The organism is Ruegeria sp. BE3, from assembly GCF_056538865.1.
Genome location: NZ_JBQFTW010000002.1, coordinates 207,734 through 227,875 on the forward strand (window position 1 = coordinate 207,734; position 20,142 = coordinate 227,875).

The 20,142-nt window shown below is 56.6% G+C and carries 19 protein-coding genes and 1 tRNA gene; 12 read left to right on the forward strand and 8 right to left on the reverse strand.

Features of this window, described 5'->3' with window-relative positions; all coding sequences use genetic code 11:
• Positions 1–22 precede the first annotated feature (22 nt).
• Positions 23–946 (reverse strand): LysR family transcriptional regulator, encoded by a 924-nt coding sequence (locus ACR0AZ_RS08400; RefSeq protein WP_480667212.1) that lies wholly within the window; start codon positions 944–946, stop codon positions 23–25.
• Between the two features lie 60 nt (positions 947–1,006).
• Here ACR0AZ_RS08400 and ACR0AZ_RS08405 point away from each other — a divergent pair, with 60 nt between their 5' ends.
• Positions 1,007–2,317, forward strand: a complete 1,311-nt coding sequence (locus ACR0AZ_RS08405; RefSeq protein WP_480667213.1) for an aminotransferase class I/II-fold pyridoxal phosphate-dependent enzyme — start codon at positions 1,007–1,009, stop codon at positions 2,315–2,317.
• Positions 2,318–2,377: 60 nt separating this feature from the next.
• On the opposite strand, the gene ACR0AZ_RS08410 is transcribed toward ACR0AZ_RS08405, so the two are convergent.
• Positions 2,378–2,968, reverse strand: a complete 591-nt coding sequence (locus ACR0AZ_RS08410; protein ID WP_480667214.1) for a TetR/AcrR family transcriptional regulator C-terminal domain-containing protein — start codon at positions 2,966–2,968, stop codon at positions 2,378–2,380.
• A gap of 115 nt (positions 2,969–3,083) precedes the next feature.
• Here ACR0AZ_RS08410 and ACR0AZ_RS08415 point away from each other — a divergent pair, with 115 nt between their 5' ends.
• Both ACR0AZ_RS08415 and ACR0AZ_RS08420 read left to right on the forward strand, forming a co-directional pair.
• A complete protein-coding gene (locus ACR0AZ_RS08415; RefSeq protein ID WP_480667215.1) occupies positions 3,084–3,854 on the forward strand; it encodes an alpha/beta hydrolase in 771 nt (256 codons plus the stop codon).
• Between the two features lie 334 nt (positions 3,855–4,188).
• Positions 4,189–5,124 (forward strand): SDR family NAD(P)-dependent oxidoreductase, encoded by a 936-nt coding sequence (locus ACR0AZ_RS08420; protein ID WP_480667216.1) that lies wholly within the window; start codon positions 4,189–4,191, stop codon positions 5,122–5,124.
• A 66-nt stretch (positions 5,125–5,190) separates the two neighbouring features.
• Here the strand turns inward: ACR0AZ_RS08420 and ACR0AZ_RS08425 are convergent, their stop codons facing one another.
• Complete coding sequence (locus ACR0AZ_RS08425) at positions 5,191–5,784, reverse strand: TetR/AcrR family transcriptional regulator (RefSeq protein WP_480667217.1); 594 nt, start codon at positions 5,782–5,784, stop codon at positions 5,191–5,193.
• A 104-nt stretch (positions 5,785–5,888) separates the two neighbouring features.
• Between ACR0AZ_RS08425 and ACR0AZ_RS08430 the strand changes: the two genes are divergently transcribed.
• Positions 5,889–6,461 carry a nuclear transport factor 2 family protein gene (locus tag ACR0AZ_RS08430; RefSeq protein ID WP_480667218.1) on the forward strand — a complete coding sequence of 191 codons (573 nt, stop codon included), beginning with the start codon at positions 5,889–5,891 and terminating at the stop codon, positions 6,459–6,461.
• A gap of 60 nt (positions 6,462–6,521) precedes the next feature.
• Here ACR0AZ_RS08430 and ACR0AZ_RS08435 read toward each other — a convergent pair whose 3' ends face one another.
• Positions 6,522–7,436 (reverse strand): alpha/beta hydrolase, encoded by a 915-nt coding sequence (locus ACR0AZ_RS08435; RefSeq protein ID WP_480667219.1) that lies wholly within the window; start codon positions 7,434–7,436, stop codon positions 6,522–6,524.
• A 130-nt stretch (positions 7,437–7,566) separates the two neighbouring features.
• On the opposite strand from ACR0AZ_RS08435, the gene ACR0AZ_RS08440 reads away from it, so the two are divergent.
• Entirely contained in the window at positions 7,567–8,163 is a 597-nt protein-coding gene (locus ACR0AZ_RS08440) for a TetR/AcrR family transcriptional regulator (protein WP_480667220.1), read from the forward strand.
• 459 nt (positions 8,164–8,622) lie between these two features.
• Here ACR0AZ_RS08440 and ACR0AZ_RS08445 read toward each other — a convergent pair whose 3' ends face one another.
• Positions 8,623–9,327, reverse strand: coding sequence for an SDR family NAD(P)-dependent oxidoreductase (locus ACR0AZ_RS08445; RefSeq protein ID WP_480667221.1), 705 nt, complete (start codon positions 9,325–9,327; stop codon positions 8,623–8,625).
• A 315-nt stretch (positions 9,328–9,642) separates the two neighbouring features.
• A tRNA-Ser gene (locus tag ACR0AZ_RS08450) sits at positions 9,643–9,732 on the reverse strand.
• A gap of 366 nt (positions 9,733–10,098) precedes the next feature.
• Here ACR0AZ_RS08450 and ACR0AZ_RS08455 point away from each other — a divergent pair.
• Both ACR0AZ_RS08455 and ACR0AZ_RS08460 read left to right on the forward strand, forming a co-directional pair.
• The gene (locus tag ACR0AZ_RS08455) at positions 10,099–10,998 is read left to right on the forward strand and encodes a FecR family protein (RefSeq protein ID WP_480667222.1); all 900 of its coding nucleotides are present in this window, start codon (positions 10,099–10,101) and stop codon (positions 10,996–10,998) included.
• A 48-nt stretch (positions 10,999–11,046) separates the two neighbouring features.
• Positions 11,047–13,287, forward strand: coding sequence for a CHASE2 domain-containing protein (locus tag ACR0AZ_RS08460; protein WP_480667223.1), 2,241 nt, complete (start codon positions 11,047–11,049; stop codon positions 13,285–13,287).
• Positions 13,288–13,496: 209 nt separating this feature from the next.
• Here the strand turns inward: ACR0AZ_RS08460 and hemC are convergent, their stop codons facing one another.
• A complete protein-coding gene (hemC, locus tag ACR0AZ_RS08465) occupies positions 13,497–14,453 on the reverse strand; it encodes a hydroxymethylbilane synthase (protein WP_480667224.1) in 957 nt (318 codons plus the stop codon).
• A gap of 107 nt (positions 14,454–14,560) precedes the next feature.
• On the opposite strand from hemC, the gene hemE reads away from it, so the two are divergent.
• Positions 14,561–15,595, forward strand: a complete 1,035-nt coding sequence (hemE, locus tag ACR0AZ_RS08470) for a uroporphyrinogen decarboxylase (protein WP_480667225.1) — start codon at positions 14,561–14,563, stop codon at positions 15,593–15,595.
• Positions 15,596–15,652: 57 nt separating this feature from the next.
• Here the strand turns inward: hemE and ACR0AZ_RS08475 are convergent, their stop codons facing one another.
• Entirely contained in the window at positions 15,653–16,747 is a 1,095-nt protein-coding gene (locus ACR0AZ_RS08475; RefSeq protein WP_480471006.1) for a CaiB/BaiF CoA transferase family protein, read from the reverse strand.
• Between the two features lie 138 nt (positions 16,748–16,885).
• Between ACR0AZ_RS08475 and ACR0AZ_RS08480 the strand changes: the two genes are divergently transcribed.
• From ACR0AZ_RS08480 to ACR0AZ_RS08495, 4 genes are all read left to right on the forward strand, one after another.
• Positions 16,886–17,401 carry an SRPBCC family protein gene (locus tag ACR0AZ_RS08480; RefSeq protein WP_480667226.1) on the forward strand — a complete coding sequence of 172 codons (516 nt, stop codon included), beginning with the start codon at positions 16,886–16,888 and terminating at the stop codon, positions 17,399–17,401.
• Between the two features lie 91 nt (positions 17,402–17,492).
• Positions 17,493–18,422, forward strand: a complete 930-nt coding sequence (locus tag ACR0AZ_RS08485) for an ABC transporter ATP-binding protein (protein WP_480471004.1) — start codon at positions 17,493–17,495, stop codon at positions 18,420–18,422.
• Positions 18,419–19,180 (forward strand): ABC transporter permease, encoded by a 762-nt coding sequence (locus tag ACR0AZ_RS08490; protein WP_480471003.1) that lies wholly within the window; start codon positions 18,419–18,421, stop codon positions 19,178–19,180. Before ACR0AZ_RS08485 ends, ACR0AZ_RS08490 begins: the two co-directional genes overlap by 4 nt.
• A gap of 104 nt (positions 19,181–19,284) precedes the next feature.
• Positions 19,285–20,082 (forward strand): S49 family peptidase, encoded by a 798-nt coding sequence (locus tag ACR0AZ_RS08495; protein WP_480471002.1) that lies wholly within the window; start codon positions 19,285–19,287, stop codon positions 20,080–20,082.
• Positions 20,083–20,142 lie beyond the last annotated feature (60 nt).

Sequence of the window (20,142 nt, forward strand, 5' to 3'; positions counted from 1 at the left end):
CATGCTATCACCAAATATCTCATCAGTCGGGCTGCGGTTCTTCTTCTTGAAGCAAGTTAACGACTTCATCGATCGCGGGATGTCGTCTCGATTTATGCGGAAGTTCCAGAGCCAGCACCTGGCCAGTTTCGATGCTTTCCTGTGAAACTTTCATAAGGTGCCCGGATCGAAGCGCCTGCTCAACCAGGCAACCATGCCCCATGAGCACGCCCGCGCCAGACTTCGCTTCTTCTAGGGCAAGGGCGTAGAGCGAATATCGCGGTCCCCTCGTCGGCTCACCAACTGAAACACCTGTCGCCTCTGACCAATTTGACCAGTCTTCATGCCACGTCTGATCGTGCAACAGCTGTGCAGACACGAGATCTAGCCCGGCTGACAGATTCGGTGAGCAAACAGGGAGAATTCTGTCTTTCGCCAGCACGATCTGATCCGGGGTTCCACTCGGATCAGAAAAGAACACGGAAAGATCAATTAGCTCTCGCGACAGGCTTGGGGGTTTCTCCATCGCAGTCACTGAGACGCGCAGGTCGGGGCGTTTTTCGCGCAGTTTGCCCAGTCGCGCTGGTAACCACAGCTGCGCTATCGAGGGCAGGGCGGCTATGTGGAAATCCGGGTTAGGCGCCAGATTGCGCAGGCTTTGTGTTGCCGCCGCTAGAAGATCGAAGGCCTCCGTGAACTCTTTCGTCAGCGTCCTCCCTGAGGATGACAACGAGATGCCATGGGCATTTCGTTCGAAAAGCGCAGTTCCGGCCCAAGCCTCCAAGGCCTTGATGTGCTGAGAGACTGCGCCAGCTGTAACGCCCAATTCCTCGGCGGCGGAAACGAAGCTTTCCAGCCTTGCGGCTGCCTCGAAGGCACGCAATGCATTGAGAGGTGGGCCCTTGGGGCGACGGGGTGCAACAGCCACTAATACCAGCCTTAGTTTTTCTAAGCCGAGAAATAGCAAAACTGGTTTGCTTTGTCATGCGATCTGTCCAATCTGGACAAAGCAAAGGAGGGAATTGCGATGACCATAGAAACGAGAAACTGGGTCCCTGCGGACTGTGAAGCCCTTGTCCAGAAGATCGCGACCGACACGTCACGCACCTCTTCCCGGGAACTGCTGGAGCGTATCGAGCATTTGGCGGACCGAAACCGGGAGATCCACGAGCAAGAGTGCTTTAACCTCAATCCCGCGACCAATGTGATGAACCCACGAGCCGAAGCGCTGCTGTCTTCGGGCATTGGGTCTCGGCCCTCGCTTGGGTATCCCGGCGACAAGTACGAAATGGGTCTGGAAGCCATCGAAGAGATCGAGGTCATCGCGGCAGAGCTTTGCGCGGAAGTCTTCGATGCGAAGTTCGCTGAAATCCGTGTGCCATCTGGTGCGATTGCCAATCTCTATGGCTTCATGGCCACCTGCAAAGCGGGTGATACGATCATTGCTCCGCCTGCATCGATCGGCGGGCACGTCACACATCACATCGCGGGATGCGCCGGGTTGTTTGGTTTGCGTACAGTGGATGCACCAACAGATGCTGATGGCTATACTGTCGACCTCGACGCGCTGCGCACGCTTGCGCAAAAGGAGCGTCCCAAGCTGATTACTGTTGGTGGCAGCCTCAATCTTTTTGAGCACCCGGTAAAAGAAGTGCGCGCTATTGCAGATGAAGTCGGCGCCAAGGTTATGTTTGACGCCGCGCATCAATGCGGGGTCATCGCGGGCAAAGCCTGGCGCAATCCGTTGGCCGAAGGGGCGCACTTTATGACCATGAGCACGTATAAGAGCCTAGGTGGCCCTGCGGGTGGTCTAATCGTTACAAATGATGCTGAGATTGCAAAGGCCCTGGACGCCATTGCCTTCCCGGGCATGACAGCAAATTTCGATGCGGCGAAGTCGGCTGCTCTTGCCGTAACGATGCTGGACTGGCGCGACTATGGGCAGGACTACGCCGCCGAGTTGATCGCTATGTCCCGAACGTTGGCGCAAAGCCTCGATGCCCAAGGCGTTCCCGTGTTCGCAGGGCGCGAGGGCTTTACCGCGTCTCACCAGTTCGCTGTTCTGGCAGAACGGTTTGGCGGCGGACAAACTGCATCCAAGACCCTGCGCAACGCCGGGTTCCTGGCGTGTGGCATTGGCTTGCCTGCACCGGAAGTTGCAGGTGACATGAATGGCTTGCGCTTCGGCACTCCCGAGTTGGTGAGATGGGGCATGACGTCTGATCACGCCGACAGACTAGCTTCTCTGATTGCGCGGGGATTGAAGGGTGAAACTATCGCCGCCGAGGTGACGGACTGGCGACGCAGTTTTTCGAGTGTGCACTTTGTTAACCTTTAGAATTGCAGAAATTTTCCGCCAAGGCCGGCTCTGCAGAAAGGCGAGCTTCTCTGGAACACTCTATCGTTGCGCCCCATAGTGGGACAGGAACATTGCCACGCATTCATGCATGATGCCGTTGGTCTCCTGTTTCTCACCCAGCAGGAATTCAGGCCAGTAGAAGAAATTCTTGACCAGAGCCAGGAGCTGGCCGGTGGCGAATGCGGGGTCGGCCTTGCGTAGCACTCCGGCCTCCATCGCTTGGGCGATCAGCTGGGTCATCGGGTAGTCATGCGCCGCGTTCTCGGCAAAGAAGGCGCGAGAGCGATCGAGGTCACGCAGGAATTCCGAGATAACCATGCGGTTCAATCCCATGGCGACCGGGTCGGTGATCACACCAACGAAACGCTCTAGCGCCTCGGTCAGCTGTTCGTCCAGCGGTCGCGAGGGGTCATAGTCGACAGGCGCCATCACTTGATTGCGCGCGATCATGATCTGGGTGATCTCGTCGAACAGCGCCTCTTTCGTTTCGAAATGATTATAGAGCGTGCGACTCGATACCCCCGCTCGTTTGGCGATGCTGGTGGTCTTTGCAGCCAGAAACCCGTTCTCACGGAATTCCTCGATCGCCGCTTCTACAATATCTTTTCGTTTTTTTTCAGTCAGTTTCACGTCAGATCATCCTTCTTCGCCGCAAAATGTAAATTTTACTGTTTACAAATCACCTGCTTTCTCTAAATGTAAACACAGAAGTTTACAAAGCAACCCCGAAACCGAGGCTCAAACAATGACCTTCACCGCCGGAAAAAACGAAATCACCTTCAAGTCCTTTGGCGTCGATTTGGCCGCCGATCTCTATCTTCCTGAAGATTTCGACCCGTCCAAAAAGTACAAAGCCATCGTGGGCGCGAGCCCCTTTCCACAGGTCAAAGACCAGATCCCGGCGACCTATGGCCCGGAAATGGCCTCACGCGGCTTCATCTATCTGGGCTTCGACTATCTGGGTATAGGCTCGTCCCCGGCGCTTCCCGGAGAGCACAAGCAGTCGCGCTATATGTTCCGCCTGATCGAAAATACATGGGACGCGGTGTCTTATCTGGGCACGCTGCCGTTCGTGGAAGAAATCTACGGTCTGGGCGTGTGCCAAGGCGGTTCGATCATCGCATCCGCCGCCGTGACCGATCACCGGATCAAGAAGATCGCCATGGTGTCCGGCATGATGGCGGCGGATGCGTTCCAATGGACCGACCGCGATATGGCCAACCAGCAGATCGCCGCCGCGAATGCGTCGAAGCAGAAAATCTATGAAACCGGCGAGCCCGACTATGTCGCCCCATTCCTTCTGAACGACGACATGAGTCGCGAAGAGTTTATCGAAGTGGGTGGCAACCCGATGGTTGGCGAGAGCTATGACTATTATGGGCGCGATGGGGTCAAAGGCCCGGTTGCTGTTCCAACCTTCACCAACATGCATATTGGCGATCAGGGAATGCAGTCCTTGATTTCTATCGGGGAAGCTTATGCAGACAAGATCGTTCAGCCGTCGTTGACCATCTAGAGCAGTTCGGCCTTCACTGCGATCTGTTCGACGGCGTTTGTCGAGAAGCTGACCAATGAGCATGAAGAGCTGGCATTTGACGAGTTCAGCCATGTGGATTTCTACTACAAGCCCGAGGCAGTGAAAGCGTCGACCGACGCCGTGGCCGAGTTCTTCAACAAGTAGGGCGTCTGAGAGGCTTTGACCCCGGGCAGCCTCACCATTGAAAGCACAGGCAAATGACCAATTCGAACCTCTTCAGCGTCAAGGGCTGGAGTCCCGAGCGTGCCGGCGACCTGACTGGAACCAGCTGATTGTTCCAGAAACAGAAGATCATCGCATAAGGAGACCCCTCATGACATTCGACAGAAACTCCACCACCACAGATGTCCTTCAAGGCATTGACCTGACAGGAAAAGCGGTACTGATCACCGGCGGCTCGACCGGTTTGGGCGCGGAAACCGCTCGGGCGCTGGCCGCCCAAAGTGCCGATGTGACGATCGTCGCCCGCTCGCCCGAGAAACTGGCCCGCGTGGCCGATACCATCAAAGCCGAGACCGGACGCGAGGTCGAAACGGCTTCGCTGGAGCTAGACAAGCCAAATACGATCCGCGCCTTTGCAGAGGGATGGTTGGCCAAGCATGACACGCTGGACATCCTAATTAATAATGCAGGGATCATGGCTACGCCTCTGGCGCGGACCGTCGAGGGGTGGGAAAGCCAGTTTGCCACCAACCATTTGGGTCACTTCCTGCTGACCAACCTTCTGGGTAATGCGATCAAAGCCTCCGGGTCTGCGCGGGTCGTGAACTTGTCTTCGGCAGGTCACTGGATTTCAACCGTCGATCTGGATGACCCGAATTACGAGAGCCGTGATTACGATGCCATGCAGGCCTACGGACAATCAAAGACGGCAAACATTTGGATGGCCACTGAACTGGCCCGTCGTTGGGCTGATGATGGTGTGACAGCCTTTGCCGTCCACCCCGGCGGCATTCAGACCGAACTCGCCCGCAATCTGGATGCCGGTCTTGAGGAGCGGTTTGAACAGATGTTCAAGGATATGCCTGACCTGTGGAAAACCATCCCTCAAGGCGCGGCGACCTCGTGCTGGGCGGCGACCAGCCCCGATCTGAATGGCAAAACCGGTCTTTATCTTGAGGACTGTCATATATCCGAGCCGGGCGGCGAAGACTTCGCAGTCGGAGGCTATGTCCCGCATGCCTATGACGCCGAAGGTGCAGGGAAGCTCTGGGATCTTTCGAACAAATTGTTGGGCACTGACTTCTAAACAAACGGGGGTGCTGAAGCGCCCCGTTTCCTGTTGGAACGGTGGAACGAACCCTTCGACCGCTGATTATCGCGAATTAGGCTTGTAATGGGTCAGAAACATCTGGATGCAATCCGCCATGACGCCCTCGGTGTTCTGCTTCTGCCCAAGCATGAGCTCGGGTGCGTAAAAGAAATCTCGGATCAGGCCGATGAGCTGGCGCGCGGCATAGCGTGGGTCGGCCGGTCGCAGAGCGCCGGCCTCCATCGCTTCTGAAATAAGCTGGCTGATCGGATCCTGAAATGTTGCTAGCTGTGCGTAGTAATCCCGTGATCGATCCAAATCGATCAGCATTTCGGCTGTAACCATTCGCGTCAACGAAATGGTTTCAGGTTCAGTCAGAGCTTCAACATATCGTTCAAGGGTCTCGGCAAGCTGATCGGCCAGATTACGATCAGGATCGAACGGTACTTTTTCCACCGCTGCTTTCTGTTCGATCATGACCTTTGAAATTTCATCCAGCAGCGCGTCTTTGGTTTCGAAATGATTGTAGAGCGTGCGTGACGAAACACTTGCGCGTTTCGCGATTCGGCTGGTCTTGGCCCCACGAAACCCGTGTTCCTGGAACTCTTCAATCGCCGCTGCGACAATATCTTTTCTTTTCTTTTCAGTCAGTTTCACATGAATCACCTTCAAAAGTAAACTAACAGTTTACATATTCTGCCACTTTCCTCTAAAAGTAAGTTGTAAGTTTACTTTCGTCTACCCCTCGCAAGGAGACAAATATGAAAACCGCCCTCAATTCCGTCGCCATCGCCGCCTCAATTGCCATCGCATCCCTTACCCCCGCGATCGGAGAAGAAATGAAAACCCTGGGAACACCCATTACGGCCGAGAACATCGTGGATGTTCTGGAAATTCAACGCGTCACTGCTAGCCTGACCAATGCCGCCGACCGTCAACATTGGGATGTGGTTCGCGACATCCTGGCGGATGAAGTGGACACTACTATCGGCGAGACCGAGCCTGGTGTGTCCAGCGTGAAAACCTCGGACGAGATCGCAACCCGCTGGGCCGGTTTCTTCGAAAGTGCCGACCGGTTCGTCATGCACCATGTCACATCAAACGAGCGCATCTTTTTCGATGACACAGACAACGCCACCGTGTTCAGCAAAGGCGTGATCGTGGTCGAGAACACGCCAGCCGGTGCCTATGCCGAAAGCGGTGGAATGCTTCGCGGCTCCCGTTGGGTCAGCTACGAGTTTGGTCTGAACCGGACCGACGAAGGCTGGAAAGTGATCAAGGTTTTGGTGAGCTACCACGTGCAGGAGTGGGATTCGTTCGAAGCGCCCAAGTAACCGCGCTCTAAAGCAAAGTGTCTCCCGTCCGGTTATCTAGGCGGGGAACGCTGTTCTGGTTCAGCTCATATGATCGTCAAAAAAGGCGACCATGGTTTCCGGGTTCTCGCCGAAATAGTTATAGCCATCGAACCGGGCTGTGGTGCCTTCAACCCAGAACAGTTTCTTGTCCTCGGATCCCAACAGGTCGAAGGTGGTCTGCACGTCCTCGGGTCGTGTCCACAGATCTTCGCGCACTTGGATCACATAAGTCGGCACATTGACGTTAGCCGCGAAGTGATGCGGGGTCATGCGGGCTATCGGGAAGGCGCCCAGCCGCTGTTGTTCTTGATCGACAAGATCAATGAAATCCCCGATGCCTTGCAGTTTGCCGATCTCTTCCGACGCTGTGCGCGAGGAACAGGGTTGTGGGCAGACGAAGGCGCGCACGTCCTCGAACAGGTCGGGGCGCCTGGTCATTGCAACCATTGCCGAATTACCGCCGTTGCAGGGATTGAACAGGCCGATCTTCATGTGTTTCAGCTTTTCGTGGTTCTGCACATAGACCTGCGCCCCCGCCACGTCGCGCCATTCGAACAACCCGTAGGCCGCGATCCCGGCATTGGCCGCGCCGCTGTGGCCGTGGTTTCGCATGTCATAGGTCAGCACATTGTAACCAGCGTCATGCAGCGCCTTATAGACCTTGTTGAATTCAACATTCACTGGGGCGAACTGCGACCAAGGCTCCAGATGGCCGGGGAAGCCATAGCGGCTGAAAGTCAGCGGGTGGTTGCAGATGATCAGCTTGTCACTGCCTTCGGCGGGGATGAACCATGCTTCAAGCGGCACACCATCCAGCGCGGGGAAGAAGACGTCTTCGTATTCCATGCCGTAATCGGCAGGCGTTTTCAAAACCGGCGTGCGGTTGATGATCGTGTTGCCTTGGGCCATGCCCTGGATGATGGCCATTTGTTCGGCAGTGGGTTGATTGGTCATGTTGATTTCTCCTTCGGGGGATGGGTTTGGGATCTATCAATGTGTAAACGATATCGTTTACCTAGCGCATACAAATACCAATGTAAACGTTTCCGTTTACATTTTCTGATACGCGACCTAGAACACCTGTATGCAAACGAAAAAAGACGACATTCTAACCGCCGCATTAGAAGTTTTTCAGGAAGAGGGATTGAAGGGCGCCCGCATGGAGCGGATCGCCGAGGTGGCATCTGTATCTAAGCGTACGCTCTACAAATATTTCGACAGCAAAGAGGCCCTATTTGAAGCGATCAGTTCGATGACTCTTAGGGTTCTGTCAGACATGGAGATTCCGGGCCACCAGCCATCTGCCCCGTTGGCTCCGCAACTGACAGCGGCGCTGAGGGCTTATATGTGCCAAACCATGACGCCGACCTTTCTGACTGGTTCGCGCGTGTTGCAGTCCGAGTTCATGCGCAACCTTGAGGCCGCGCAACGGTTCAACACAGCCTATGGCGAGGTGGACGCACCTCTGACCCGGTTTGTCGCACAGGCAATGGAGGCCGGGCAACTGGCGAAAACCGACGCAGATGCTGCCACCGCGCGGTTGCTTGCCCTGTACAAAAGTACGATCCTGATCCCGGCGATCCTGAACAGCGTGGGCACGCGGGAGAAAGAGGATATCGAAAGCGTAGCCCAGGAAAGCGTGCAGATGTTCATGATGAGATACGCAAACTCGGCAATCTGAGCCAAGTTCGTGAAACCTTTACCCAACTCGCTTTTGTTTCACTCCTGGTTCGCATTCGGCGAGCCGGATCTTCCGTGCGAAAATAGTGAATGACGGCAAAGGGCCGTGAAGCGCTAGTTACCGGTGTTTGGCTGAAGGTCGGGTAAGTTGCACGTTGTTTAAGCATACACGACTTCAGATATTGCGCTCACAGCGAGTGCCCTTTTCAATAATAAGTTGCTTTGCCTCTTACCTAGGTAGCATAAGGGAAGGCACTTAGGGCGTACTCGTACAGCAGGGGTGAAACCCCACTAGCCCCGATTATATTCACCCTAGGTATTCGGATAACCCAGGGAATGCGGTAGGGATGATTTAAGGGGTAACTTGGGGCACAGCCCGTATGGCGATGGTTATAACCTCAGACGCTAGATGGTGTATGGGCACTATAATCCGCTAAGCAGCCAGTTGAGGCCCGTATCTTTACCACTTCTCGCCGAATGGCCGAATATCGAGTTCGAAGGTCCAAGCGGATTTGTCCTGGTGCGCAAGCATCAACGCCGTTTCTGCAATGTGCTGGGGGTCGATAAAGAACTCGTCAGACTCGCGTGGAGCGAAGTTCGTTCGGGTGTCTTCCGTGTCGATCACGCCGTCGATGACCAAATATGCAACGTGTATACCCCTCGGACCCAGTTGCTTGGCAAGCGCGTTCGCCAGTGTGCGTTGTGCCGACTTCGAGGGGGCGAATGCTGTTGTCCAGAGGTTCCCCCGGAGCGCTGCAGTGGCACCAGATATGATTATTACACCTGAGCCGCGTTCGGACATTTGAGGTCCCAAAGCCTTGGCGGCAGCGAAGAGACCCAGCGCTCCAACACGCCAACTTTGTTCGAACTGGAGTTCTGAAACATCATCCAGAGCTCCAAACTGGGCGAGGTCAGCGTTGTAAATTACGACGTCGATGGGACCAAGATCGCTTTGAACGGATGTCAGAGCGCTCTTGAGACTATCGGGGTCGCCCGCGTCGCATCTGTAGGCTCGAACCGATGTATTGGTCGCTTCAGCTCCTTTAAACATTGCACCCGATCTGCTTAGCAGACCAAGACTGTATCCAGCTTGATTAAAGGAATCGGCGTAAGCTGTGCCGAGGCCTGGACCAAAGCCGATGATTGCACACACCTTTCCTCCCATGACGCAATTCTCCTCAAAGCTTGTCGAGTGCGAGCAATCATATCACGAACTGGCCTTGCCACATAGCGAACGGCAGCATCGTCCGCATAGCTAGTGTCCAAGGCTCCAAAACACTGCGTCATTGATTAAAGATCCGCTTCCTGTGTCTCGCCGCTGTCACCGAGGTCTAGTGCAGCACTGGCAGCGAAGTTCTACCGATTCACGTTACGCATGTTCGTCTCACTTGACGATACGTGGGGTGAACGTGTGGGGTTTGCCCTTGCCGCTTTTGTTTAAGTATCTGTTTTATATTGGCAATCTGGTGGTCTGGATCGATGGCGGAGACGAAGGGATTCGAACCCTCGAGACGGTTTCCCGCCTACTCCCTTAGCAGGGGAGCGCCTTCGACCACTCGGCCACGTCTCCGTTGGCCGGTATATCCTTGGCAGTTAACCGGATACAAGGCGATTTTCCATGCCTGGCGTAATTTTCTGAAGATCAAGGGGCAAATCCATCAGAACATGTCCGCTGCATCGACAGAAAGGCCCAGTCTGAAGGTGTCCGAAAGGTGGGTCGTGAAGTGAAAGCTTGCCAAATTCCACGTCTTTAGCGCATATTTGCTTAGATTTAATGCATCGCAAGACAATTTTGGTTTAGCGTACTGAGGTGACAGATATCGGGCGCGGGGTGAGTGTAATCCCCGATGGGTACCTTTTGGGGGAAGGGGACTTGGGTTTGGCTTGGTTGAAGTTGTTATTTGTTTTCATAGTCCTACTTGCGATACCGGCGCCGGTGATTGCGTCAATCGGAAAAGTTCTGAGTGTAAAGCCCGGTGCCGAGATAACTCGCTCCGGCAAGAAAATTCGCCTGCGTGAGGGTATGGATTTAGTGTCGGGGGACACGATCTCGACCAACCGGACGGGCGTTGTTCAGCTGTTGTTTGTCGATGAGACCAAGATTGCGGTGGGTCCGAATGCGCAGATGATTTTAGATGTCTCCATGCTGCGGGGGAATCGTAAGGCCAAGAATTTTACGGTTCAGGCGCTTGGGGGCAGTTTCCGGTTCATCTCGGGCAAAAGCCGCAAGCGGGCCTATTCGATCAAAACGCCGTCGGCCACGATGGCGGTGCGCGGCACTACTTTCGATATGTGGATCACTTCACAACAGCAGAGTGCGATGTTGGTACTCGAGGGGACCGTGCAGATGTGCGGGCGGCGTGGATCGTGTCGGTCGGCAAGTCGGCAATGCAGTATGTTCGCGACCAATTCAGGCGGACAGGTCGGACGACCTGCCGATCAGGCGCAATACGACAAGGCGCTAGAAGGCGGTTTTCCGTTTGTCAGATCTCAGCAGAACTTGTTGCCATCCTTTCAGTTCCGTGCCGAAGGCTGTTCTGACCGAACGGCGAGCGTACCACAAGTTGAACCGTTGCGACCGGACCGGAACCCTGCGGCGCCCCGTGAAGAGGCAACCCGCAGAGAGGTACAGTCGCGCACAGAAGCTCCGGCTCGTCAAAGCGGAGACAATCCCGGGGCGCGGTCGAGCGTAGGCTCGGGCACTTCGTCCGGCGCAGGTGTGAGCTCGGGGGGCGGTTTGAATGTCTCGGCTGATCCTTCCGGAGGCAGCGCTGCCGGATCAGGCGCGCAAGCCACGGCCACTGCAGGTGACTTGACCGCGACTGCGGGATGGTAGGCTAGATCAAGATTTGAGTTCTTTTCCCCCTGCGCCAGGGAGGCGACCGTGGCGGGTAAGATTAAAGACAGAATTGGGCGACGATTGGGATTTAGGCTGGTAGGCCTGGCACTGATCCTGTTGGGTTGCTTCATAAGAGTTCTGGACCCCTATCCCGTGCGCATGTCGCGCTTGATCTACTTCGACATTCTTCAGCGCATTACACCGAGGGAATACAACCCCGAACTGCCGGTTCGGGTTCTGGATATAGACGAGCAATCGCTGGCAAGCTGGGGGCAATGGCCTTGGCCACGCACCTTATTGGCGCAGATGGTCCAGAACCTCGGGGAAAACGGCGCGGCGGCAATTGCCTTTGATATGTTGTTTGTCGAGCCCGATAGATATTCGCCTGCGCGTTTGCTCAATGATCCGGCGCTTGATGGGGTTTTGACCATCGAGAGTCATGCGCAAAAGCTTGATTATGATGTCTTGTTCGGGTTGGAGGTCGCTCACTGGCCGGTCGTGATGGGCACCGCCGCACGAACGTCTCAGGAAGGAAGCAAAGTACGCGCGAAAGCTGGTATCGTCGAGATCGGTGAAAACCCGACGGCAGGTTTGGTCTCGGTGCCTTACTGGACGCCAATTGCCCCGCCGCTGGACCGCAGTGCGGCCGGAATCGGTGGCGTCAATGTCTCACCCATCGGCGGAATGGGGGTCGTGCGGCGGGTTCCGGCACTGTGGGGCGGACCGGATGGAGCGTTGCCGGGTTTGAGCATCGAAGCTCTGAGGATTGCTCTGGATGCGCCCTATATTCTGGTTGAGGGTTCTTCGGACGAGAAGGGGATCGTCCTTGCGGTCGAGATCGGGGAATTTCGATTGCCAACAACCGAAAATGGCGAGGTTTGGGTCAGGTACAGGCGAGATCAGCCAGATTTATATCTGTCAGCAGACGCAATCATGCAGAACCCGGATGACCCCGCGCTGCGTTCGGAAATTGAGGGCCGCATTATTCTGGTAGGCACATCCGCCGCAGGTCTGTTTGATATGCACCAAACCCCGTTGGGTGAATCGGTGCCGGGCGTGTCGATCCATGCTCAGATACTTGAACAGATATTGGCAGGTGAGATGCTCAGCAGGTCGGATGTCACCTCTGCCCTTGAGCTGTTATCCTTTATTCTTCTGGGCCTCATCGTCATCGGAGTAATGTCGAGTTTCGGTGCGGTAGCCTCATTCATAGCCGGCGGCGTCGCAGCGGCGGTGGTGATCGCGATCAGTTGGCTGGCGTTCTACAACCAATCCGTTCTGTTTGACGCCACATTCCCGCTGGCCGGGGGGATGGCGAATTTCGGATTGCTGGCGGGATACTTGTTCGCCTCGACCGAGCGCGAGAAGCGCGTGATTAGACAGACATTCTCGCACTATGTGGCGCCAGAGATTCTGGATGAAATGGAGGCCAACGGCCATCAATTGCAGCTGGGCGGTGAATCGCAGGAGATCACCGTGATGTTCTCGGACATCCGCGGATTTACCCCTCTGTCCGAGTCGGTTTCTGCCACCGATCTCGTGGCCTTGCTGAACGAGTTGTTCTCGAAAATCGGCGACCAGATTCTGGATGAACGCGGCACAATCGACAAATTCATAGGTGACGCGGTCATGGCGTTCTGGAATGCGCCTCTACCGGTCGAAGATCACCCTTGTCGCGCCGCCTGGGCGGCACTGAAAATGCGCGCGGCGTTGCGGGGATTCAATGCCTCACCCATCATGCGAGGCCGTCCGGAAATCGCTTTGGCTACGGGATGCGCAACGGGATCGGCATGTGTTGGTAATATCGGATCGCGCAGCCGTTTCAACTATACGGTGATAGGCGATGTGGTGAATGTTGCGGCCAGGATCGAACAGAATTGCCGCCATGTGGATTACGATATCCTTGTGTCCCAGAGCGTGCAGCAGGTAGCGCAATCCGATCTGGCGCTGTTGGAAGCAGGGTATGTCGACCTGAAGGGCAAAAGCGAACCCGAACCGGTTTTTGTTCTGGTTGGTGATAAGGCGCTGGCCGACACTGAAGAGTTTGTAGCTCTGACGCGGGCTCATGATCGATTATTGACTGCCATACGCGAGCGTGCGCCTCAGCTTGCTATCGCAGATCTATGTGACGGTTGCGCCGCTTTGGCACCTAGTGTTGAATCCGGCCTCGCAGGTTTTTACCGGTCTTTGCTTGGTCGCACGGTGGATTTCCGGGCCGAGCCGCAGGCTGAGCTGGTAGTATTCAGCCACCACAGCGCTGCGGGGCAGCTCGCCGAACAAAAATGAAAACGGGACGCAGTTGGATATCAACCGCGCCCCGCCTCAATCGGACAGAAAGATCAATCTCGCCCCCTCGAATACTATCTAAAACAATACGGGCTAAAACTTTCGATATATTCGAGACTGACCTTCTATCCTCATCGGAATGAACTCATACTGCACCACCATTGCGCGAGCGACAGTGAAGCAGTTCACATTAACGAGAAATTCTTAAATTAACGCCAGTCGAAGAACCCGGGGCCAGCCTGTTTCAACAAGGATTCGGCCATGGCGCGGCCCAGTTCGTGCCCGTTTTCGACGGGGCTTGTGGCCTCTTCGCTGATCGATTCGGACCCATCGGGGCGCAGCACTTCGCCGCGCAGGTGCAATTGGCCGTCCCGGATTTCCGCCAACCCGGCAATCGGAGTCTCGCAGGACCCATCCAGTCCAGCCAGAAGGCTGCGCTCTGCCGCGAGGCGCTGACTGGTTTCGATATCGTGGATGGCTTCCAACATCTGACCGGCGCGACTGTCGTCGCTACGCCGTTCGATGCCGATGGTGCCTTGCGCAATAGCGGGTAGCATGTCCTCAGGCGCAATCGCGGTGGCCGGGACTTCGGACATTTGCAACCGACGCAATCCGGCCATCGCCAGAAATGTGCAATCCGCAACGCCATCGGCCAGTTTCTTCAATCGGGTTTGCACATTACCGCGGAACTCGACCACCTTCAGATCAGGCCGCCGGTTCAACAACTGTGCCCGGCGTCGCAACGATGAAGTGCCGACCACAGCGCCTTGCGGCAGATCGTGGATTGAACTCAGGCTCGGTGAGATAAAAGCATCGCGCACATCTTCGCGCGGCAGGAAAGTATCCAACACCAGCCCTTCGGGTTGTTCCACGGGCATGTCTTTGGTCGAATGAACTGCGATATCGATCTCACGCTTCAACATCGCTTCTTCGATTTCTTTAGTGAAGAGACCCTTATTGCCGATCTCTTTCAGTGGGCGGTCAGCATCAATCATGGCGCGGTTGTCGCCTGTGGTTTTGATCACCACGATCTCGAAAGCCGCTTCAGGCAGATCAAAAGCTTTTCCCAGGCGCGCGCGCGTTTCATAGGCTTGCGCCAGCGCGAGAGGCGATCCACGGGTGCCGATTTTCAGTGGCGATGCGGGGGTTGGCAATGTCAAAGTCATGGCCACAGCTTTAGTCGCGTCACATTGCCCTGACAATGGGGGCAGAGCTTGACAAATTGCCACTGAGGCCCGACCCGTGGCGGCAGACCAAAAGATTGGGGGCAGGTATGGCCGAGACAAAGAAACTGCTGCGAGCACTGGCGGGAGAAGTTCAGGACGTTCCGCCGATTTGGATGATGCGCCAGGCGGGGCGCTATCTGCCCGAGTATCGCGCCACCCGCGCGCAGGCCGGTGATTTCCTGTCACTCTGCTATAATCCGGAACTGGCGGCAGAAGTCACCTTGCAGCCGATCCGCCGGTATGGGTTTGATGCAGCGATTCTGTTTGCCGATATTCTGCTGGTTCCGCAGGCCCTGGGTGCAGACCTGTGGTTCGCCACCGGCGAAGGTCCGCGCCTGTCCACGATCACGCAGCAAGCGGATTTTGATGCGCTGAAGCCAGTCGAGGACATTCATGAAACCCTTTCGCCGGTTTATGAGACGGTTCGTATTTTGTCGCGGGAATTGCCGTCCGAGACGACTCTGATCGGATTCGCGGGCGCGCCGTGGACTGTGGCCACCTATATGATCGCAGGGCGCGGCACGCCAGATCAGGGTCCTGCCCATGTGTTGCGTGAGGAAAACACGACATTGTTCGAGGCCTTGCTGGATCGGATCACAGCGGCGACGATCGAGTACCTGTCTGCTCAAATCGAAGCAGGTGCTGAGGTGGTGAAGATCTTCGACAGCTGGGCCGGGTCGCTGAAAGGTGAGGCGTTTCATAAATACGCGGTTGAGCCCTGTCGTGAAATCACGCAGGCGATCAAAGCGCGCCACCCGGGCATTCCTGTGATCGGCTTCCCACGCGAAGCAGGCGATGGCTATGTAGGTTTCGCCAAGGCCACCGGTGTGGATTGCGTGGCACTGGACAATTCTGTTTCGCCAGATTGGGCGGCTGAGCATGTGCAGGTCGATGGCTGCGTACAGGGAAACCTTGCCTCGTCCCATATGGTGACAGGTGGGCCGGCGCTGGTGGACGAGACGCGCCGGATTGTCGAGGCGTTTTCGAAGGGCCCGCATATTTTCAATCTGGGGCACGGGATAACGCCGGATGCGGATCCTGAGAATGTTCAGTTGATGATTGATACGGTGCGCGGGCGATAAGCGGGTGAGGGGGCCAGCCCCCTCTTGGCCTGCAGCCAATTCACCCCCGGGATATTTTTAGCCAGATGAAGCGGGCGGGAGGTCGTTCAGAACGTCCTGCGTATGCTCTCCGCGTTTGGGACTTGGTTTGGGGTGCCAATGATGGGTCGAGAACCGCGGAGCGGCGGCGGCCTGTCTCGTGCCGTCGGGGTCGATCCATGTTTGGCGCGCGGTGTTCATCGGATGGACCAGCGCTTCTTCAGGTGACAAGACGGGGGCTACGCACGCGTCGCTGCCTTGAAACAGGTCTGCCCAATGGTCGCGGGGTTTTGTGGCGAAGAGGTCTGTGAGGCGTTCTGTTAGGCGGGGCCAGGCGCGGCGGTCGTATTGTTTCGCAAACTCAGCGTCTTCAGAGAGGCCGAGTTGTTCGAGAAAGCAGGCGTAGAATTTGGGCTCCAGGCATTGTACCGAAATGTGCCCGCCGTCAGCGCATGTGTAGACGCGGCTCCAGTGGGGGCCGTCCAGCAAGCTTTGGCCACGTGTGTCCGAGATGTTTCCAGTTTGCCGCAAGCTCATCAGCAGGTTCATCATATGGGCCGAGCCGTCATAGATTGCGGCATCGACCACTGTACCGATGCCGGCGTTTTTTGCGTTGATCAAACCGGCCAACAAACCGGCCACCAGATACATGGCTCCGCCTCCGATATCGCCAACCAGCGTGGCGGGCGTCTGGGGTGGTTGATCTGGCTGGGATGCGTACCAAAGCGCCCCTGACAGGGCGATATAGTTCAGATCGTGGCCTGCGGTCTTGGACAGGGGCCCGTCTTGCCCCCAGCCTGTCATCCGGCCATAGACCAGTGCTGGGTTGAGGTGATGGCAAGGTTCAGGGCCGAGCCCAAGCTTCTCCATCACGCCGGGGCGGAAACCTTCGATCAGCGCGTCAGCGGTGGCGATCAGGTGTTTTGCGGTGTTCAAGTCCTCCTGATCCTTGAGGTCCAGCGCGATGGACCGTTTGCCACGATCCAAGAGGGAGCATTCGGGCATGCCGGGGGTGATTGCACCACCTTTGCGGTGAATGGTGATCACATCAGCCCCCATATCTGCCAGCGTCATGGCGGCGAACGGGGCGGGGCCGAGCCCTTCGAATTCGATGATACGCAAACCTGCCAGCATGGTGTCCTCCTGCGCGACAGGGTTTCGTCATGGGATATCAAATGCAAGCGGAGAATGCGCCGGGCCGTTGCAAATGGGTTGCTTGCGTCGTCGTTTCAGGGCTAGGTCGGTCGTAGTATTGTAAGAGAGGATTGCCAGATGCAGCTTAACGACACGCGTGAGATTCAAGCTCCGCCTGCCGCTGTTTACAGTGCCTTGCTGGACCCCGAAGTGCTGAAAGCCTGCATCGGTGGCGCGCAAGAGATCACCGGCAATCCGACAGACGGTTATCAGGCCACCGTTGTGCAAAAGGTCGGCCCGGTGAAGGCGACCTTCAAGGGTACAGTCACCATGTCCGATATGGTCGAGCCTGAGCGCTTGACTATCGCAGGCGAGGGCAAAGGCGGTGCGGCGGGCTTTGCCAAAGGCAGCGCCCAAGTGACGCTGGCGGCCAACGACGCGGGCGGAACTGCTTTGACATATGAGGTCGAGGCGAAAGTGGGGGGCAAGCTGGCGCAGCTGGGCAGCCGTCTGATCGATGGGTTTGCCAAAAAGATGGCCGATCAGTTCTTTGCCAATCTGCAAGCCCATTTCGATGATCCTGAACCAGAAGGCGACGCGTCGGAAGAGGAAGCTAAGCCGGGTTGGCTGGGGCGTTTGACGGGCCGCGACTAATCTCTGCGCTGGCGCGCAGGGCTCTGTGCGTGATGGGGCTGTTCCCTGTTGATCTGGCGCGATAGGTTGTAGGGCCAGAACGAGGGACCGCATGACAACCATTCTATCCATCCGGGATTTGCGCAAATCCTATGCCGATGGCTTTGAAGCGCTGAAAGGCGTGACGCTGGACATCGAAGAAGGCGAGATCCTGGCACTGCTGGGACCGAACGGCGCGGGTAAGACCACACTGATTTCGACCGTGTGCGGGATTACCACGCCGACTTCTGGGTCGGTGACGGTGGGCGGCCATGACATTCAGACGGATTTCCGGGCGGCGCGCAAGATGATCGGTCTGGTACCGCAGGAAATCGCATTGGAGCCGTTCGAAAAGGTCTGGAACACCGTTCGGTTCTCGCGCGGCCTATTCGGCCACGGGCGCGATAACGCGCGGATCGAAGAAATTCTGCGCAAGCTGTCGCTGTGGGACAAGCGGCGCAATGCGATCAAGGAGTTGTCGGGCGGCATGAAACGCCGGGTGCTGATCGCCAAGGCGCTGGCGCATGAGCCGCGCGTGCTGTTTCTGGATGAGCCCACCGCCGGCGTGGATGTCGAGCTGCGCAAGGATATGTGGGAGATCGTGGCCGAGCTGAAGCAGGCTGGCGTTACCATCATTCTGACCACCCACTACATCGAAGAAGCCGAGGCGATTGCCGACCGCGTCGGCGTCATCGACAAGGGTGAGCTTCTGCTGGTGCAGGACAAGGACACCCTTATGGCGCAGATGGGCAAGAAGCAGATCGAAGTGATGCTGACCGACCCGATCCCAGCCATTCCCGACAGCCTCTCGGAACATCAGCTGACGCTGAACGGCGAGGGGGACGTGCTGATCTACACCTATGACACTAACGCAGAACGCACGGGTATCACCACGCTGCTGAACGATGTGGCGCAGGCCGGGCTGGTGCTGCGCGATGTGCAGACACGGCAGTCGAGCCTTGAAGAGATCTTCGTCAATCTTGTCTCGGGAGAGCCCGCATGAACTGGTCCGCCATTGCCGCCATCTATCGGTTCGAAATGGCCCGGTTCTTCCGCACTCTGGCGCAGAGCTTTCTGTCGCCGGTCCTGTCCACCTCGCTCTATTTCGTGGTCTTTGGGACCGCTATCGGTAGTCGTATCCAGGAGGTCGAGGGCGTATCCTATGGTGCCTTCATTGTGCCGGGGCTGATTATGCTGTCGGTGGTGATGTTGGCGATCTCGAACGCGTCGTTCGGTATCTACTTCCCGAAATTTCTGGGCACGATCTATGAACTGCTGTCTGCGCCGATCAATTTCATCGAGATCGTTATCGGCTATGTCGGCGCAGCGGCGACCAAGGCGCTGTTTGTCGGCGTGGTGATTCTGATCACGGCCACATTCTTCGTTGAGATACGAATCGAGCATCCATTGGCGATGGTGGCCTTTCTGGTTCTGACCTGCCTCAGCTTTTCCCTTCTGGGGTTCATCGTCGGCATCTGGGCCAGCAATTTCGAACAGATGTCGCTGATCCCGCAGCTGGTCGTTACGCCTTTGATCTTCCTCGGAGGGACGTTTTATTCCATCTCAATGCTGCCACCTGTCTGGCAGACGATCACGTTGTTCAATCCTGTCGTTTACCTGATTTCTGGCTTCCGCTGGTCCTTCTACGGTATCGCGGATGTCCCGATATTCTGGAGCCTGTTGGCTATTCTCGGCTTTACCGGATTGTGTCTGGCGGTGATCGGCTGGATCTTCAAAACCGGTTGGCGTATCCGCAGCTAGTGCGTTGCATTTTTGCCGATTGGGTGTGTGAAATTGGTTCACGTCGCGTTTATGGCCCTTCGGGTCTCTTGTTAACGGGCCGAGCGCGCTCTACATCGGCTTCCATGAAGCTGAGCGTGCCGTTCCTGAAAAAACAGCCTGTCGTGGCCGTGGTCCGTCTGTCTGGCGCTATCGGAGTGGCCGGGCGCGGATCGATGAATGCCACCTCGCTTGCGCCGGTTCTGGACAAAGCTTTTCGCAAAGGCAAGCCCGCGGCAGTCGCGCTTGAGGTCAACTCGCCCGGTGGATCACCGGTTCAAAGCTCGCTGATCGGGGCGCGCATCCGGCGTCTTGCGGATGAGCTAAACATCCCCGTCTATGCTTTTGTCGAAGATGTCGCCGCCTCTGGAGGCTATTGGCTGGCCGCCGCTGCAGATGAGATTTATGCCGACGATAGCTCGGTTCTGGGGTCGATCGGTGTGATTTCATCGGGGTTCGGCGCGCATGTCTTTCTGGCGCGTCAGGGGTTTGAGCGGCGCGTCCATACGGCGGGCCAATCAAAGTCGATGCTCGATCCGTTTGCTCCGGAGAAGAAAGAGGACGTCGCGCGGCTGAAGCGGCTATTGGATGACATCCACGAGAACTTCATCACGCATGTAAAGTCCCGCCGAGGGGGCAAGCTGGATGAAAATCAGGATTTGTTTACTGGCGAAGTGTGGTTGGCCCGGCGGGCGCAGGAATTGGGTCTGATCGACGGCATTGGTCATCTCAAGCCCAAGATGCAGGACCGTTTTGGTGAAAAGGTTAAATTCCGCCGTTACGGTTTGAAGAAACCAATCTGGTCGCGCTTTGGGGCCCGGATGGCGCAGGACGCCATCGCCGGGCTAGAGGAGCGGGCGGCCTACGCGCGTTTCGGTCTGTAAAGTGATCATCAAGGCCGTTACCCTGTTCCTGGTCGGTATGGCCGTCTTGGCGATGTTCGG